Annotated in this window: 16 protein-coding genes; 6 read left to right on the top strand and 10 right to left on the bottom strand. The window is 36.1% G+C overall.

Features of this window, described 5'->3' with window-relative positions; translation table 11 throughout:
- Positions 1–22 precede the first annotated feature (22 nt).
- Complete coding sequence (locus FEZ13_RS13235; RefSeq protein ID WP_186725912.1) at positions 23–394, bottom strand: YtxH domain-containing protein; 372 nt, start codon at positions 392–394, stop codon at positions 23–25.
- A 655-nt stretch (positions 395–1,049) separates the two neighbouring features.
- Here FEZ13_RS13235 and FEZ13_RS13230 point away from each other — a divergent pair.
- A complete protein-coding gene (locus tag FEZ13_RS13230; protein WP_146550026.1) occupies positions 1,050–1,271 on the top strand; it encodes a DUF1128 domain-containing protein in 222 nt (73 codons plus the stop codon).
- A gap of 140 nt (positions 1,272–1,411) precedes the next feature.
- Here the strand turns inward: FEZ13_RS13230 and motB are convergent, their stop codons facing one another.
- Positions 1,412–2,224 (bottom strand): flagellar motor protein MotB, encoded by an 813-nt coding sequence (gene motB / locus FEZ13_RS13225; protein ID WP_146550027.1) that lies wholly within the window; start codon positions 2,222–2,224, stop codon positions 1,412–1,414.
- On the bottom strand, positions 2,208–3,011 hold the full coding sequence (gene motA, locus FEZ13_RS13220; RefSeq protein ID WP_146550028.1) for a flagellar motor stator protein MotA: 804 nt from the start codon (positions 3,009–3,011) through the stop codon (positions 2,208–2,210). Before motA ends, motB begins: the two co-directional genes overlap by 17 nt.
- 581 nt (positions 3,012–3,592) lie before the next feature.
- Here motA and FEZ13_RS19620 point away from each other — a divergent pair.
- The 3 genes from FEZ13_RS19620 (at position 3,593) to FEZ13_RS13210 (ending at position 5,623) form a co-directional block, all read left to right on the top strand.
- Positions 3,593–3,733: a hypothetical protein gene (locus FEZ13_RS19620; protein ID WP_186725911.1), complete on the top strand. Its 141-nt coding sequence runs from the start codon at positions 3,593–3,595 to the stop codon at positions 3,731–3,733.
- A gap of 258 nt (positions 3,734–3,991) precedes the next feature.
- Entirely contained in the window at positions 3,992–4,990 is a 999-nt protein-coding gene (mreBH, locus tag FEZ13_RS13215; protein WP_146553079.1) for a rod-share determining protein MreBH, read from the top strand.
- Between the two features lie 69 nt (positions 4,991–5,059).
- Complete coding sequence (locus tag FEZ13_RS13210) at positions 5,060–5,623, top strand: beta-class carbonic anhydrase (protein ID WP_146550030.1); 564 nt, start codon at positions 5,060–5,062, stop codon at positions 5,621–5,623.
- A 564-nt stretch (positions 5,624–6,187) separates the two neighbouring features.
- On the opposite strand, the gene FEZ13_RS13205 is transcribed toward FEZ13_RS13210, so the two are convergent.
- Together FEZ13_RS13205 and FEZ13_RS13200 are read right to left on the bottom strand one after the other, a co-directional pair.
- Complete coding sequence (locus FEZ13_RS13205; protein ID WP_146553078.1) at positions 6,188–6,733, bottom strand: GNAT family N-acetyltransferase; 546 nt, start codon at positions 6,731–6,733, stop codon at positions 6,188–6,190.
- 72 nt (positions 6,734–6,805) lie between these two features.
- Positions 6,806–7,576, bottom strand: coding sequence for a polyphosphate kinase 2 family protein (locus FEZ13_RS13200; protein WP_146553077.1), 771 nt, complete (start codon positions 7,574–7,576; stop codon positions 6,806–6,808).
- A 154-nt stretch (positions 7,577–7,730) separates the two neighbouring features.
- Between FEZ13_RS13200 and FEZ13_RS13195 the strand changes: the two genes are divergently transcribed.
- Complete coding sequence (locus FEZ13_RS13195) at positions 7,731–8,459, top strand: tryptophan-rich sensory protein (protein ID WP_146553076.1); 729 nt, start codon at positions 7,731–7,733, stop codon at positions 8,457–8,459.
- A gap of 82 nt (positions 8,460–8,541) precedes the next feature.
- Here the strand turns inward: FEZ13_RS13195 and map are convergent, their stop codons facing one another.
- A complete protein-coding gene (gene map / locus FEZ13_RS13190; RefSeq protein WP_146550034.1) occupies positions 8,542–9,294 on the bottom strand; it encodes a type I methionyl aminopeptidase in 753 nt (250 codons plus the stop codon).
- 1,002 nt (positions 9,295–10,296) lie between these two features.
- Between map and FEZ13_RS13180 the strand changes: the two genes are divergently transcribed.
- Positions 10,297–10,650, top strand: coding sequence for a magnetosome magnetite crystal formation protein family (locus FEZ13_RS13180; RefSeq protein WP_186725910.1), 354 nt, complete (start codon positions 10,297–10,299; stop codon positions 10,648–10,650).
- 336 nt (positions 10,651–10,986) lie between these two features.
- On the opposite strand, the gene FEZ13_RS13175 is transcribed toward FEZ13_RS13180, so the two are convergent.
- The 4 genes from FEZ13_RS13175 to FEZ13_RS13160 form a co-directional block, all read right to left on the bottom strand.
- Positions 10,987–12,216, bottom strand: a complete 1,230-nt coding sequence (locus tag FEZ13_RS13175; protein ID WP_146553112.1) for an aminopeptidase — start codon at positions 12,214–12,216, stop codon at positions 10,987–10,989.
- 2 nt (positions 12,217–12,218) lie between these two features.
- On the bottom strand, positions 12,219–13,502 hold the full coding sequence (locus FEZ13_RS13170) for a DEAD/DEAH box helicase (protein WP_146553073.1): 1,284 nt from the start codon (positions 13,500–13,502) through the stop codon (positions 12,219–12,221).
- Positions 13,503–14,125: 623 nt separating this feature from the next.
- Positions 14,126–14,830, bottom strand: coding sequence for a cysteate racemase (cuyB, locus tag FEZ13_RS13165; RefSeq protein WP_146553072.1), 705 nt, complete (start codon positions 14,828–14,830; stop codon positions 14,126–14,128).
- A gap of 2 nt (positions 14,831–14,832) precedes the next feature.
- The gene (locus FEZ13_RS13160) at positions 14,833–16,047 is read right to left on the bottom strand and encodes a carboxylate--amine ligase (RefSeq protein ID WP_146553071.1); all 1,215 of its coding nucleotides are present in this window, start codon (positions 16,045–16,047) and stop codon (positions 14,833–14,835) included.
- Positions 16,048–16,104: the final 57 nt, after the last annotated feature.

The raw sequence follows: 16,104 nt of genomic DNA, 5'->3' as shown, positions 1-16,104 counted from the left end.
GGCTCCCCCTTTGAATGGGAACTTATAAATGGATAACAGATTCTACTTGTGCTTCTTTTTCAGTTTCTTTACCTTTTTCGATTCCAGCCGTAAAGACATCTTTTGTTTCCATAACAATATCCTTTACTTGAGGAGTAAGTTTTTGAATTTCATCTATTTTTTCTAAATAGAAATCCTTGTCTTTCATAAAAGTCTTATACATTGATTGGGCTGTGCTTGTTGTCGACTTGATCTTATCCACTATTTCTTGACGATTATATGCATAATACTGCACATCGATTACAAAATGCTTCACTTTTTTTACTGCCGTTTCACGAGTACGGCGATCCAGCATGCTCAAAGCTGCTCCGGCAACTGCTCCTAGTGCAATTCCTGTCACTAATTTGTTAGACATAATTATCCTCCTCCAAACATCTATATATATTATTATACCCCACTACTTTCTAAGTAAAACAGTTTCAATATCAAATGCATTTTCTTTTCATAAACTAATCCACGCTATATATTTTCTAGCTACTTCAAAATTCAATCCAATGTATGGAGGAAGTGAAAAGAAAATAATATCTTATTGAATCAATTTCATCAATCATTTTCTTCTAAAAAATACGAACATTTAATAATAACTAATTTTGATAATTGTGGAGCGGAAGACGGCGACTTCTCGATTAGGCTTGCGCATTTCCTTCGTGCGGTGTGAGTTCAAGGAGGCTTATTCAAAGTCCTACGGGAAAAGCTTGAGCTGAAAGCCCCGCAAGAACGATTGAAGGGACAAAGCCTAAGTTCGCCACGTCCTGTGGCAACGATTTTGGAGTCAACATCGTGTTGACCCGAGGAGATTGAAGTCAAGCCCGTGGAAAGCGCCGTCTGGAGTGGAACAAAAACTTCTGAATATTAATGTTCATGTTGATTAGAAATGTTCGTGTTTTTCATCTGGATTTTGCATTATGAAATTGATTCTATTAGAAAGATGCAACTCAAATTGACTTTCAGAATTCTATATGAAGTGATACTGTATAATAAGAATGAAATAAAAGGTAGGAGGAATCCCTTTGAATTTAACTCAACCGTCTACAGAGAATGTAACTTTTATCATTAAAGGTATAAAAGATAAACTTCGTATGGTTAATGCCGATGCGATGAAACCTGAACATTTTAATACCGATAACTACGAAGATTTAGTATTTCTGTACAAAATGGTCATGAAACGAAATGCCTTTAGCCCAAGTGAAATGCAAGCAATTGTTGCAGAACTCGGATCATTGCGTAAATAATACAAGACAGAACACCGTGCTCCTGTCGTTTTGCTTTCTTCGCAAAAAAATCTGCTCATTCTAAAAATAGATTGAGCAGATTTTTCTATATAAGAATACGTTCATGATTCTTGGCTAAGTTTTTAGGATAGCCTTTTCCCTTATTTACTGTTAGATTGAGATTGCTTCGTTGATGTTGAATCCGTTTTAGTTGAAGAACTTGTTGATGTCCCATCTTTTTTAACTAATGGTTGAATAAGTACTTCAACACGGCGGTTCTTCGCACGACCTTTCGCTGTATCATTTGATGCAATTGGATTGTTTTCGCCATAACCCTTAGCACTGAAATAAGACGAATCTAGTTTTGGATTGGCATCCACAATCAAGGTTAAAAAGTTCACTGCACGCATGACACTAAGCTCCCAGTTAGAAGAGAATTCCGCATTATTCATCGGGACATTATCAGTATAGCCAGTAATAATCACACTTCTCTTTGGATTAAAAACTAGCAGTTTTGATAATTCCTTTGCAGTAGCTTTATATTCTTCCTTTACATCTGCTTTACCTGGATCAAATAATACACTATCACGAATTGTAACAAGAAGACCATCATCGGTCATCTTTGTTTCAAATTGTTTTTCTAACTCATGGACAGCGATAAAATCATCAACTTTTCCTTTGATTTTTGAAAGTGATTTCTGATCTTCCAAATATGCTGCATTTTTGTTTAATGAGTCACTTTTTGGATTCATAGGTTCCACTGGCGATGGGTTATCCATTACTCCGTTTCCTCCATCAAACACAGCATTAAATGCCGCAGACAACTGGGCAAACTTTTGGGAATCTATTGAACTAGATGCAAACAATACGATAAATAGCGCTAACAATAATGTCAGAAGATCGGAATAAGGAAGCAACCAAGACTCCGGAATTTCACCTGGTTCTTTTTTTCGTTTTTTAGCTTTCTTTGCCAAGGCCGCTCGCCCCGCTTTCATCCATAATTTGTTTGCGGTCTTCTTTTGTTAAATATGAAGCAAGTTTTTGCTCAATTACGCGAGGAGCCTCCCCTTCTAAAACTGAAAGAATTCCTTCAATCATCATCATTTTTTGACGTGCTTCAATATTCGATTTGCGTCGAAGCTTGTTCGCAAATGGATGCCATAAAACATAACCTGTAAAAATCCCTAACAACGTGGCAACAAAGGCAGCTGAAATCGCATGTCCAAGCGCGTCAACATCATTCATATTTTTTAACGCTGCGATTAAACCAACTACCGCACCGAGCACCCCTAATGTAGGAGCATATGTACCTGCTTGCGTAAAAATTTGTGCTCCAGCCGTATGCCTTTCTTCCATTGCTTCCACTTCTTCAGTCAATACATCGCGAATATAGTCTGCGTTTTGGCCATCTATCGCTAAAGTAAGACCATTTTTCAAGAAAGGATCGTCAATTTCAGAAACTTTACCTTCTAAAGCCAATAATCCTTCACGACGTGCTAAATCAGCCCATTCGGAAAACAATTTAATGATTTCAACATCGCTTACTAACTTTTGCTCTGTGAATAAAATCTTAAATAGTTTTGGAACTTTTTTTAGCTCGCTTTTAGGGAACGCAATCGTAACAGCCGCTACTGTTCCTAAAAGAATGATCAAAATAGCAGCCGGATTAAGCAAATTATCAGGAGTAACCCCTTTTAAGGTCATCCCAACAAACACTGCGATTAATCCCATTATAAGACCCACAACCGATGATAAATCCATTTTTGTACCTCCAAAGTCGTCATTCTTCTTATTATTTCGGCTACTTTTTCTTAATATTAATATTCAATAGCGAACAATAGAGGATATTTGGTGAAAATAAGAAAAATAAGTAAAATTACTTAGTTTCAAACACGTTGATTATCCAATTTTTCTACAAAATATAGTCCATTCGCTGATTTCCACTATGACTTGCACGACTCATGCGGCAAATGCTGAGGGCAACAGGATGTTGGCCACAGAATCGTTGTCACAGGTCATGGCGTTCTTAGACTCTGTTCCTTAAATGGCTGCGCTGCTGCGCCTCAACTGTTCGCTTTCCCCGAGGGTTTATTCGCTCTTTTCCTAGGATTATTTGCTCTCTCAGAAGGGTTATTTGCTTTTTTCTGAGGGGTTATTCGCTTTTTCCAAGATTTTATTCGCCAAAAATAACCATTTATTTTTTCATTAAAAGTGTTATGATAATAGTGTTCTATATTTCTTTAAAAGATTTGTAGAATTTTTATTTTCTTCTTATCTTTAAGGTTAGAATCATGTATACTGATAGTTAATGAACAATTTATATATAGGGAGGGTTATCGATAATGGCATCATTTATCGCTACAGTAGGTGGCATGTTTGGCTTACTCATAGTTGCAGGCGGTCTTTTCGTTCACTATTTAAGAGTTGGTCTTGATTCCTCTACTTCTCATATCGTAGATCCAAAACCAAAAAACAAATTCTAATATAAAAGGAGCTACTTGCAAAAAAAGGCAAGTAGCTCTTTTTAATATTTAAATAAATTCTCCTCACATTTCTTTGACAAATCTATAACATTTAAAATCCTTTCTACTATTGTTATTCCATTATTTATATATTCCTATTAACCTTTTGCTTATTTTAGAATGTAACGATTGTTATATACCATAAAATAACATACTTTTTAAGAAAAATATATTTTATACTAAGATAACCTAAGGCATTTTAGAGGAGGAATTATACGTATGTTTTCGACAACCGCAATCGGGATCGATTTGGGCACAGCCAATACGTTAGTATATACAAAAAATAAAGGAATTATCGTCAATGAGCCATCCATTGTAGCTTATGATGTGAATACAAATGAAATTATTGCTATTGGTAAAGAAGCAAAAGAGATGGTTGGTAAAACACCTTTAACCATTGAAGTAATAAATCCATTAAAAGATGGAGTCATCGCTGATTTTAATATGACAACAGCTATGATTAAAGCAATGCTGGAGAAGGCATCCAAAAAATTGGGTTCCTCACTACGCAAACCAAATGTCGTTGTTTGTACCCCATCTGGCGCTACATCTGTTGAACGACTCGCTATCCAAGATGCCGTGAAACAATGTGGGGCAAAAGAAGTATATCTAATCGATGAACCCGTTGCAGCAGCAATCGGAGCAGAATTACCTGTCAGTGATCCAATCGCAAGTGTAATCGTTGATATCGGTGGCGGTACCACAGAAGTGGGGATTATTTCTTTCGGTGGTATTGTTACCTCCAATACTATGAAACTTGGTGGCGATCATATGAATGATGAAATTATTCAATTTTCCCGTAAAAAGTTTAATGTATTAATCGGCGTACCTACTGCAGAAAAAATCAAACAAGAAATCGGTTATGCATTAATCGAACATCCATCTGAAACAATGGAAATACGAGGACGTGATATTGTAACAGGTCTACCTAAAACAATTACAGTTACTTCGCTGCAAATCCAAGATTGTCTAAAAGAAAGCCTATTAGCCATTTTAGAGTTAATTCAAAAAACATTAGAAAGCTGTCCTCCAGAATTATCTGGTGATATCGTTGATCGTGGTATTGTACTAACTGGTGGCGGGGCCCTCTTAAAAGGCATGACAGAATGGTTTGCGAAAGAACTAGATGTTCCCGTTCATTTGGCCGCTGAACCGCTAGAATCTGTTGCTGTAGGAACCGGAAAAGCACTCGACACCATCCATTTACTAAAAAAATAAAATTTTCAGTATTTCCTTTTTCTATTGAGTTATTTTACAATTAGAAAAGAGGAAGAGGGGGGTACTGTTATGTCTATTTTAAATGATATTGTTCTTTTCAATAAAACTTTTGTAGAAGAAAAACAATACGAGCCTTACATTACAAGTAAATATCCTGACAAACATTTTGTGATTTTAACTTGTATGGATACACGCCTTGTCGAATTATTGCCTAAAGCAATGAATCTTCGCAATGGTGATGTTAAAATGATTAAATGTGCTGGTGCAATCGTCAACCATCCATTTGGTGGCATTATGCGCAGTTTACTTGTCGCAATATATGAATTACAAGCAGATGAAGTTTTCGTTATAGGTCATTATGACTGTGGTATGAGTGCCGTGAATCCAGAGAAAATGCTTCAAAAGATGATGGAGCGTGGTATTAAACAAGATACATTTGATTTATTGAACTATTCTGGTGTTAATTTGACTGAATGGCTTCATGGATTTAACGATGTTCAAGAAAATGTGCGTCATAGTGTTGAAATGATCAAAAACCATCCATTAGTAATAGACTCTATACCTGTCCACGGTTTAGTAATTGATCCTAAGACAGGAAAGCTAGACGTCATTATAGATGGTTCTCATAAATAAAGTGAAGCTCCATCAGTGTGGGTTTTCTTCATCTCCCATTGAAGTAGAGGAACAGAAGTGAAAAACGCCACGTCCTGTGGCAACACCTGAGGGACCAACATCCTGCCCGCCCGAACCAATCGGACGCATGCGGCAGTTGTTCCTCCATCTATCTTTTCGTTTCTCTCTAAATCTTGCGAGGGGTTCTTACTGCCTTTTAAAGCGGGATAAAAAGTGCATCCCTTTATATGATGAAACGCCAAAAGTAAAATGAGTATGCTAAGATCGCCTCCTAGCATACTCATTTTTTGATTACAGGCAAAAATACGCATAACTCCTTTCAAAAAAGGGTACAAAATCCAGCAACAACAAGAACATCAGCAAACAAAATGATCTTGCTTGCAGGAAGAACGTAGCATGTTTTCCCTGAAAAAGGATTTCCTTGTAAAACCTTCAGATACTCTCCTTTGATAGTTTATCGTTGAATATCAACATATTTTCCGGGAAATTTATCAACAGTTTCTACATATTATTAAAAAGTTTACGAAATCCACTTCGCCATTTCCGCCAAGCGGCCTTTCCTTTTCAATAATCTTCATCCATTAAGGCATATAAGTAATGGTCTTGCCATTTCCCGTTAATATATAGAAGTTTACGTAATAATCCTTCTCTCAGAAAACCTGCTTTTTCCAATACACGTACAGAAGCCGCATTTTTAGGTGAAACATATGCTTCTAAACGATGGATGCATAAATCTTCGAAAGCAAATTTAGAAACGAGAGAAAGTGCTTCTGATACAATTCCCTTTCCCGTATATGCTTCATCCATGGAATAACCTACAAAGGCACTCGAAAATGGTAGGCGTCTAATTGAATAGACAGAGATATGACCTATAATCTCAGTAGTTCCACTCGTAAAAATCCCAAAACTATATTCTCGATTCGCATGCATTTGTCGAACAGATTCTTGAATTTTCTTTAATTGAATTTTTTCCGTGTAATATTCAGGTGGATGTAATGGCTCATGGATTGACCAGTAATGCATATTACGGGCAACCATCTGTGTATATGGTGTTACATCCGCTATCTCTAATGTACGTAAATAACATTGTTGCCCCTCTAAAAATACCATACAACATTACCCATCCTTTGCGATAGTATCATGAAGTCATCCGTTTCTTCACAAGCTATGTAAACGTCAGCATTACATCCCTTGAGTTGTGAACTCTGCTGGATCTACAATTTGTAATCCACGAGATTCACACTCTTTTTTTATATGTTTAATAGTTTCTTTTAGAACTTGGATACGTGCATAATTTTTATCGTTTCCTTCAATTAGGACCCATGGCGCATTCTTTTTATCCGTCTTTTCAAACATATCATTAGCAGCTTCAGTATATAATGGCCATTTATCGCGGTTACGCCAATCCTCTTCTGTTAGTTTCCACTTTTTATATGGATTTTGTTCACGTTCCCTAAATCTTTTTAACTGTTCTTCATTCGAAACTTGTATCCAGAACTTTAACATGATGTAATGATCATCTGTTAATAATTTTTCGAATTGATTGATTTCTTCGTAAGCACGTTTCCATTCTTCTTGTGTAGCAAATCCTTCGATTCTTTCTACAAGTACCCGTCCATACCATGTGCGGTCGAAAATACCAATTTGCCCACGTGCGGGAAGGCGTTTCCAAAACCGGTAGAGATGGTTATATTTCAATTCTTCAGAAGTTGGGGCTGCAATAGGATGCACTACATATCCTCGTGGATCTAAACGCTGTGTCAATCTTTTGATTGCTCCGCCTTTTCCAGCTGCATCCATTCCTTCAAATCCAATTATTAGACCAATTTCATGTCTAAATAAGAACTGTTGAATATTGAGCATTTCAAACTGTAGTTTTTTCAGTTCCTTTTTATAGGAAATACTTCCATCTAGTTTTTTATCTAGATTCAAATTTTCTATGCGCTTAACCACTTTTATCCTCTCCTTTTTTATTGTAACTATATTTTACTCCAAAATTCATTAAAATGGTATTTGTTGTTAGAGTAAAACGATTGTATACTAAGAAGTGACCGATTTATATAATGATTCTACGTTTCATCAATTTTATTTGAAGGAGGAGATTTTATTGGGTAGACTGTTCATCGTTACCATTGCTTATATGACCATGGTTGTCTTTAGCGTAGCTACTAATATCATTCCGCTGAATGGTCATACAACGGGTGAAATCTCCAACAGCTATACTGTCCTATTTAGTCCTGCAGGGTATGTTTATATTATTCAAGTTTTTGTCTATCTCATCTTAGCTTATTGGATTTATCTATTGTGGAAAAATCGCCATTCCGAACATCATATGACATCCATACAAGCTATCTATTTTGTAGCAAGTTCGGTATTTAATATATTATGGATTTACTTGTGGCATTATGAATATTTTACATGGTCGATTGCCATTATTATTTTAATGCTCTTATCATTAATAGGGTTGTATTTCACTTATCCTGCATCACATCGCTCATGGGATGGACGGTCACCAATTTCGATTTACCTTGCATGGGAAAGTATTGTAGCCTTTATGAACATCGCTTTTCTCTTTACTCATAATCATTGGAGCTTTTTAGGACTAAGCGATCCTTTATGGGCTGTCATCACCCTTACATTTGGAACAGCGATTGCACTTCACATACGGTTTCATTATGATGATATACTTTTTTCTATTGTCTATATTTGGGTTTTTATAGGAATTGCATTTAAAAATGGCTTTGAAGAATTACTTGTAACGGCTGCTGCACTTTTCTTAAGTGGCGTATTAGTGGTTGGAATCATTTTTATAAAAAAACAAAAGCTCCCTGAATAAATCAGAGAGCTTTAGAGGGTATCTTGAAGTATTTAAATTTTAAGATACCCTTTTATACTTCTATAAAGTAATACTACCTGTATTAGTCAATTTTTGTTGTAATAATTGGTTCACCATTCGTAACGATGATTGTATGTTCAAGTTGAGCCACAAGTGATTTATCTGGAGTGACAAAAGTCCATCCATCACCTGATTCTACTATATGCTCAGCCTTTTGTGAGATAAATGGTTCTACAGCCAACACCATTCCCTCTTTCAAAATTGTGCGTTCCCAAGCATCATAATAATTTAAAACATATTGTGGTTCTTCATGTAAAGAATGGCCAATACCATGTCCCGTCAAATTCATAATGACTGATAACTTATGATCATGTGCTTCACGTTCAACAGCTTTACCGATTTGATTTAAACGAGAACCAGCTTTAACTTTTGTCATGGCACGATCAAATGCACTTTGGGCAATATCACATATTTTTTGAACTTCTGGCTTTTCAACGTCCCCTACGATAAATGAAATCCCTGTATCTGCATAATAGCCATTCACATGACCTGATACATCAATATTAATCAAGTCCCCAGCTTTTAGTTTATGATGATTCGGAATACCATGTGCAACTTGTTCATTTACACTGATACAAGTGTATCCTGGAAAATCATATTCTGCCTTTGGTCCTGAAACGGCACCTTTTTCTTCAAATAAACGACCTGCTAAGTCATCTAACTCTTTTGTAGTAACACCTGGTTTTGTTGCGTCTTTCAATGCATTACGAATTTCAGCCATTGCACGACCAGCTTTTAATAATGCATCTATTTCTTCTTGCGTTTTTGCAATCATTTCTAACGATCCCTTCTCATTAATATCTATATTAACTATACCATAATTTTAAAAAAAATTACGTTTGTCTGTTTATTGTATGCTATTGATTAGAAACATTGCATCTTTCTTCTTCAAAAAACCCTTATGATTGGTCGCCTATGATTCCTCCAGAAAACCTTCATAGATTTCCCCTAGATTATTCAGGATTAGGTATGTCGATTATCCAATTTTAAGCATTCAACTATACATAACTAGCCTACTCCGCTACAGCTTGTTTTCCCTTATAGCTTTGAATTTGCTTTTTTTGAATAACACTGTACGGAAAAATGCGAATACATTTTTGATGGTTCATTATCTTCAGCAAAGTATAAAGTGAAGCTCCCATCAGTGGGGGTTTTCTTGATCCCCCGTCTGTAATAGTTCAATTGCTCCAACTTAAACATAATGAAGGATGAAGGCACTCCCCACTGTATAAAGTTTCAATTTACCCAACTCTAAAGCCTCAATAATTAAAGATTCGCTGATCACTTATGTTCTAGTAATTTTGGTGCAGTTGTGAAGAGTAATGCTGCAACAATGATTGTTAAGATGATGTCTGGTATCATATAAGAACCGTTATAGATGATTGAGTATGTACTTAACTTAAGATGGAAAAACAATAGGAAATCATTTTTTGGCTTTTCAACCATTCTAAAACTTAATGTATGGGAACTTCTAGTTTGTCATTTATCTCATAAAATGAAGAAAACAAACGAATCTTTTGTCCTCTTTTAAACGTAGATTATTATAAAGTGAAGCTTCCATCAGTGGGGATCTTCTTCATCCCCTACTAAGCTAGAAGAACTCAGGTTAAAAGCGCCACGTCCTGTGGCAACACCTGAGGGATCAACATCTTGTTGGCCCAAACCAATCGGGCTTTTATGAGCAGTTGATCCCCCACCTATCTTTCTCTTTTCTCTCTAAACCTTGAGATAGGGGAGCTCACTGCCCGTTAAAGCAGGATAAATGGAGGTGCTATTGTTGAATAATAATCGTGTATTATCGTCCCTTTGTTATTTTAGTATATTTTTTGCTGGATTTATTTTACCCTTAATTGTTTTCTTTGTAGTAAATGAGCCAGACGTTAAAAGGCATGCAAAACGTGCATTCATTTCTCATCTATTGTTACTTGTACCCACTATTATCGGAATAATCATTTTTGTAGGTGTGATTATATTTTATGGTTTTGAGCCAAACCACTTTGGATCAAATAGCTTCACTGGCGATGGATTGCTCATGATTGCCTGGTTACTTTTTATTGTTTTAGAAGCCGTACTGTCCCTTGTAGTCTTTATTTGGAATATTGTTCAAGGTATTAAAGTACTTAAAGTTTAAGATATTATAGGATGAGTATATAATTGTAATACAGAATATCGATTAGAATGGAGTGCTCACCATGCAAGTTAAAAAAATCGTAAAAGCTGCTATTAAAATTGCCCCGATCGTTTATCCAATCGTTATAAAGGCAATTGATGCGAAAAAGAAAAAATCCCCAGTAAAAAAATAACGTAAAGAAGCGCAATTCATCCATTTGAATTGCGCTTCTTGCTTTTAATATTTGAACACCAGTTTTCAAGCGGATGTTTTTTTACAGCCTCTATGCTAATAAAAAAACAGACTTTCATGGGCAGTTGATCTCTGGCCTATTCGTTATTGGAGTAACATATGCTCTTAAAATGCCCAGCTTCCTTTTCTAAAGATAGGTTCAACGGTGCCATCTGGTAGAATACCATCAATATCCATTTCTCCACTACCTACCATAAAGTCTTCATGTGTAATGGATGCATTAATCCCTTTTTCTTCAAGCTGTTCCTTTGTAAGTTCACTTCCGCCTTCATAGCATGTTGGATAGGCTTCACCAATTGCTAAGTGATTGGAAGCATTTTCATCAAATAATGTATTGTAATATAATATATTTGACATAGAGATAGGTGATTCATGTGGTACTAGCGCGACTTCACCAAGATATTGAGAACCTTCATCTGCTTTTGTTAATTCTTGAAGTAGTTCAGCACCTACACCCGCTTCAGTTTTTACGATTTTACCATTTTCAAAAGTGATCTTGAATTGATCAATGATATTTCCTTGAAAAGCAAGTGGCTTTGTATTTGAAACATAGCCATTTACACCATATTTTGATGGCATTGTATATACTTCTTCAGTAGGCATATTCGCAACAAAAGATGTACCATCAGGTGTATAACTAGCGCCTGTACACCAGATATGCTTATCTGGAAGTTCAATTGTCAAATCTGTCCCCGGTGCTGTGTAATGTAATTTTGCATAACGTTTTTCATTGAGGATTGCTGCACGTTCATCTAAAGCTTTCAAATGATGTGTCCAGTTGTCAATAACATTTCCTTCACCAATATGTACCGTTTTGAAAATGGCTTCCCATAAAGCTGGCACTTGCTGATCTTCTTCTAAATTTGGAAATACCTTCGCAGCCCATTTTTTTGAAGGAACAGCAATAATGGACCACGCGATTTTATCGTTCATAACAGCATCGCGATAATTTTCTAGCGCCTTGCCAGATGCCTTCTGATATGCTGATAGTTTCTCAACGGGTACGCCTGTTAAACTATCTGGATCAGCAGCATCGATCCATAGCAATGTTCCTTTACGTTCGATTAATTCGTCACGTTGTTCACTGATCCAACGGGGAAATTTTGCAAATTCATCGTCTGGTGCATGATCGAAAAATTCACGATTAATCACGTCGTCAGAAAAATTCACTGTTACACGAGCTGCACCAGCTTCATAAGCTTTTTTTACAACTAGACGTGTAAAATCAACAGTATCTGTAGTTGTATTAATCAGCATTGTTTGTCCTTTTTGAACATTCGCCCCAACTTTAACGGCTAGTTCTGCAAATTGTTCCAACTTTTCTTCAAACGTCATCATCAGTTACCTCTTTTCTTATTTATTCGATTTTTCTTGCCAAAAAACTTTTTCTTTCCAGAATCTTTGACAGAAGCTCCAAACAAACTACTCTCGTTTTTATTTTTAGCTTTTGATACGACCGGCTGATTATTGGTTTTCTTTGTTCTAAATGATTTTGTTTCTGCATGACCTTCTATCAATTGACCATTAGATAAAATCTTTTCTATCGGCTTTAAAGATAGTTCTCTCACGCGCTTATAATAAGCTTGCTCTTCATGATATGCGAGTAATGTCACAACCTCGCCATCAGCTCCTGCACGACCAGTACGACCAGATCGATGCACATATTGTTCTTTCGTATATGGTACATCTACATGGATAACATGCGTTAATCCTGCAATATCTAACCCTCTAGCGGCAATATCTGTTGCGATTAAGATTCGTGCTTCTCCTTTACGAAAAGCATCCAAAGAAGCTTTTCTTTCATCCTTCTTCATCTCAGAGTGCAGGGCAACGATCGGAGCATTACGAAATTCTAGTTTTGATTTTTTCATTAATACTTGATCTAGATTATTGACAAATGCAAGAGCCCTTACACCCGATATATGTGAAAATTTACGAAGAAATTCTGTTTTATCACGTTGTTGAAGCTTAACAAAAGAGTGTACAACTTTACTGCCACCTAATAATGTTTCATCTACTTTGACTTGAAGTCTTACAGGATCATTGAGCATACGATTCGCCACTAATTCGATTTCATCCGTAATCGTAGCGGATACAACAGCAACTTGTCGATTGTTGTCTGCACCATCGATAAATGACTTGACGATCACCCGATAATCTCGACTTAATAGTTGATCCCCTTCATCTAAGACGATAGTGGTTAGTTCATGTAATTTCAATTTTTTCTCTTTTACAAGTTCATTTAATCTTCCAGGAGTGCCTACTGCAATAGTCGGTTTCTTCTTTAGCTTTTCAATTTGTCTTTGAGGGTTTGCTCCTCCTATTAATGGGACAACTGTAATATTTGTTCCACTAATCCACGAGCGAATAACATCCACAATTTGCATACATAGCTCTTGCGATGGAGCAACGATTAAAGCTTGCGTTGCCTTCTTTGTAACATCTACTTTTTGAAATATCGGTAATAGATAAGCTAATGTTTTTCCTGTACCTGTGGGAGATTCAGCCACTACATCCTTGCCTTCTAATAATGCAGGAATCATTTGATTTTGAATGGGCATAATGGATGGAAAAGTCCATTTTTTTTGTAAGTCTTCATTTAATAAATTTAAAAATGACATTGTTTTCTACACCTTCTCTCGTGTTTATTTTTTATATTTTCATACAAAAAAGGTTGTCCTAAAAAATATTAAAAACTGTATGCTAGAAGTAATTCTATCATTCTAATTTTTTTGATATATAAGTAAAAATCCGCATAGACTTCTGCGAAAGAGACAAGAACACGAAAATCAGCAGGTAGCGTAGCGAGTGATGTAGCTCGTGTCTTGCCCACGGAAAGTGTAGCGGATTTTTATCGTATAAAGTGAAACTTTAATCAGTGAGGGTTTTCTTTCCCTGAACTAGAGGAACTCAGGTTAAAAACGCCACGTCCTTTGGCAACACCTGAGTGACCAACTGACCAACATCTTGTTGCCCCGAACCAATCGGGCTTTTACGGGCAATAATCCCTCACCTATTCCTCTAAATCTTGAGGTGAGGGTGAGGGTCCTAGTCCTACTGCCCGTTCACGCGGGATAAAGTAAAATTTCAGTGTGGCTCTCAACTTCCACTGTGTATTCGTTAAACCGATCAATTTTTTCCAACTAATCGATCTTCCATTGCTATCTACTTAAAGTAGGATTTTACTGTCTTTCCTGTCCAAAAATATGACAATGATCAATTTGCTGACAACCCCACTCAACAATTAGTCTAATAATTCATAACCACAACTAGTTATAGCGCATTCTGCTAAAACTATAAGTGCATCTATATATAGATTTCGATCTAGCGATAATTCGCGATTCACAACAGATAACTCCGTACATCCCAAAATAATATAATCGCAGCCTGCCTTTTTCATAGCTGCTTCAAATGGCTGCCACTGTTCTTTTGAAATTTTCTTTCCTGCCTTTACATAGCCATAAATCACTGTCATCAGATCTTGCTGCATCGCTTCATTTGGAACGACAGGCTCTATACCTTCCTCTATTAACGCAGCCTGATACATATTAGATGTCAAAGTACCAATTGTACCAAGTACCCCTACACGTTTTGCATTTAATAGACGAGCTTTTTTCGCTGTTTCCTGAATCATATGCAGCACAGGGACAGGAGAACCTTCTTGTAGTCCATCGTAAAATCGATAAGCTGTATTGCAAGGAATACAAATGATATCTGCACCTGCTTGAGCAAGTTTTTTAGCATCTGCTACCATCACAGGAAGAGGATTTGGTTTTGAATGATCTAATATATAGGCTGTTCTATCAGGAATACTTGTATCATTATCAATGATAAAATGCATATGCTCTTGATCACTAAACGCTTTCGTTCGATAGACAATTGTTTCGCCAAGCAACATGGTTGCTAACGGCCCTACTCCTCCAATAATACCAAGTACTTTCTTTTCCATATCTAAGACAGACCTTTATGATTAAAATATTTTTTATATTTACGGTAGTAGTTTAAGCTATTCAAGGTTAGCTTGTACCAACGTTTAAAATTCATATCCTCTTTGTAAAATAAAGAATTTGTCGCTTTCCCTTCCTTGATAAGCTTACGGGCTTTTGCTTTTAACTCTTTATTTTGAGCGTATTTGAATAATACGCCATTCGGAATGATGCTCCATAAATGCTCATTGTTTGCATAAGTACAATCCTGTGGAATATGTAGCATGTGATCATCGGCAACATATTGCATCAAATTATAACCAGCAGCTGTTACATAATAACTGCTACGACCATTACGTAGATTAATCTCAAATAATTTATACTGTCCATCGCGATAATCATACTTCATATCAAAGTTTGCGATTCCTGTAAAACCTATATCTTCTAAGAAGAAACGAACCTGATCCATTAAATCTTTATCATAAGTAGTGATAATAGCTGCATAACTTCCTATACCTTCTGGCGAATGTTCTTCAAGAATAGGATTGCCTAAACACATTAGCTTCACTTGACCATCTGTTGCAACATATGCATTCAGTACGCGCATATATGAATCATCACCAGGGATGAACTCTTGAATGATTAAGTGATCTTTGTAAGATGAACTATAAATTGCTTTTAAAATAGCATCTTTTTCAGCCTCATCATGCGCTACGAATACTTTTTTCTTACCGGGGAATTGACATGCCCAATAGGCAACTGAATTAGATGCTTTAATAATGATTGGATAGTCAAATTTCACTTGGAAGTTTTCATATGTTTCATACGTACAAGTATCCGTTTTAGGATAGCTAAAATTATATTTTTCACACATTTTATAGAAGTTTTCTTTCAATAAAATGCGGTCCATTAATGATTCATCGATGTAAGGAACAGTGAAATATTGTTCAAGAGCTGGTTTGTTTTTAATAATGAGTTTGACATAATCATCGCCACATCCCATTAAAAGTAAGTCTTTATGGCTGTATTCCGTTGCTATTTTTTTCAATTCTTCTACAAAGTTTTCTTTTATATTGGGAACATGTTTAAAATGTAGAATATGACTGTTTTGTGTTGCTGTTAAATGCGCTCGGCCAACTACGATTGCTTTAATGCCATACGCTTCATAAAAAGCACGTGCCATACCATATGCATTCATATCTGATCCTATTAGTATTGGTAAAAATGGTTGTTCTACCATCTCTTATCATCTCGCTTATTTTGTACTTATTTTAATGCCATTAGTGTATCATATTTT

Origin of the sequence: Rummeliibacillus sp. SL167, assembly GCF_007896505.1 — a bacterium.
GTDB classification, from domain to species: Bacteria; Bacillota; Bacilli; order Bacillales_A; family Planococcaceae; genus Rummeliibacillus; species Rummeliibacillus suwonensis.
Note: the sequence above shows the minus strand (reverse complement) of the source record. Positions and strands in the feature narration are given on the sequence as shown.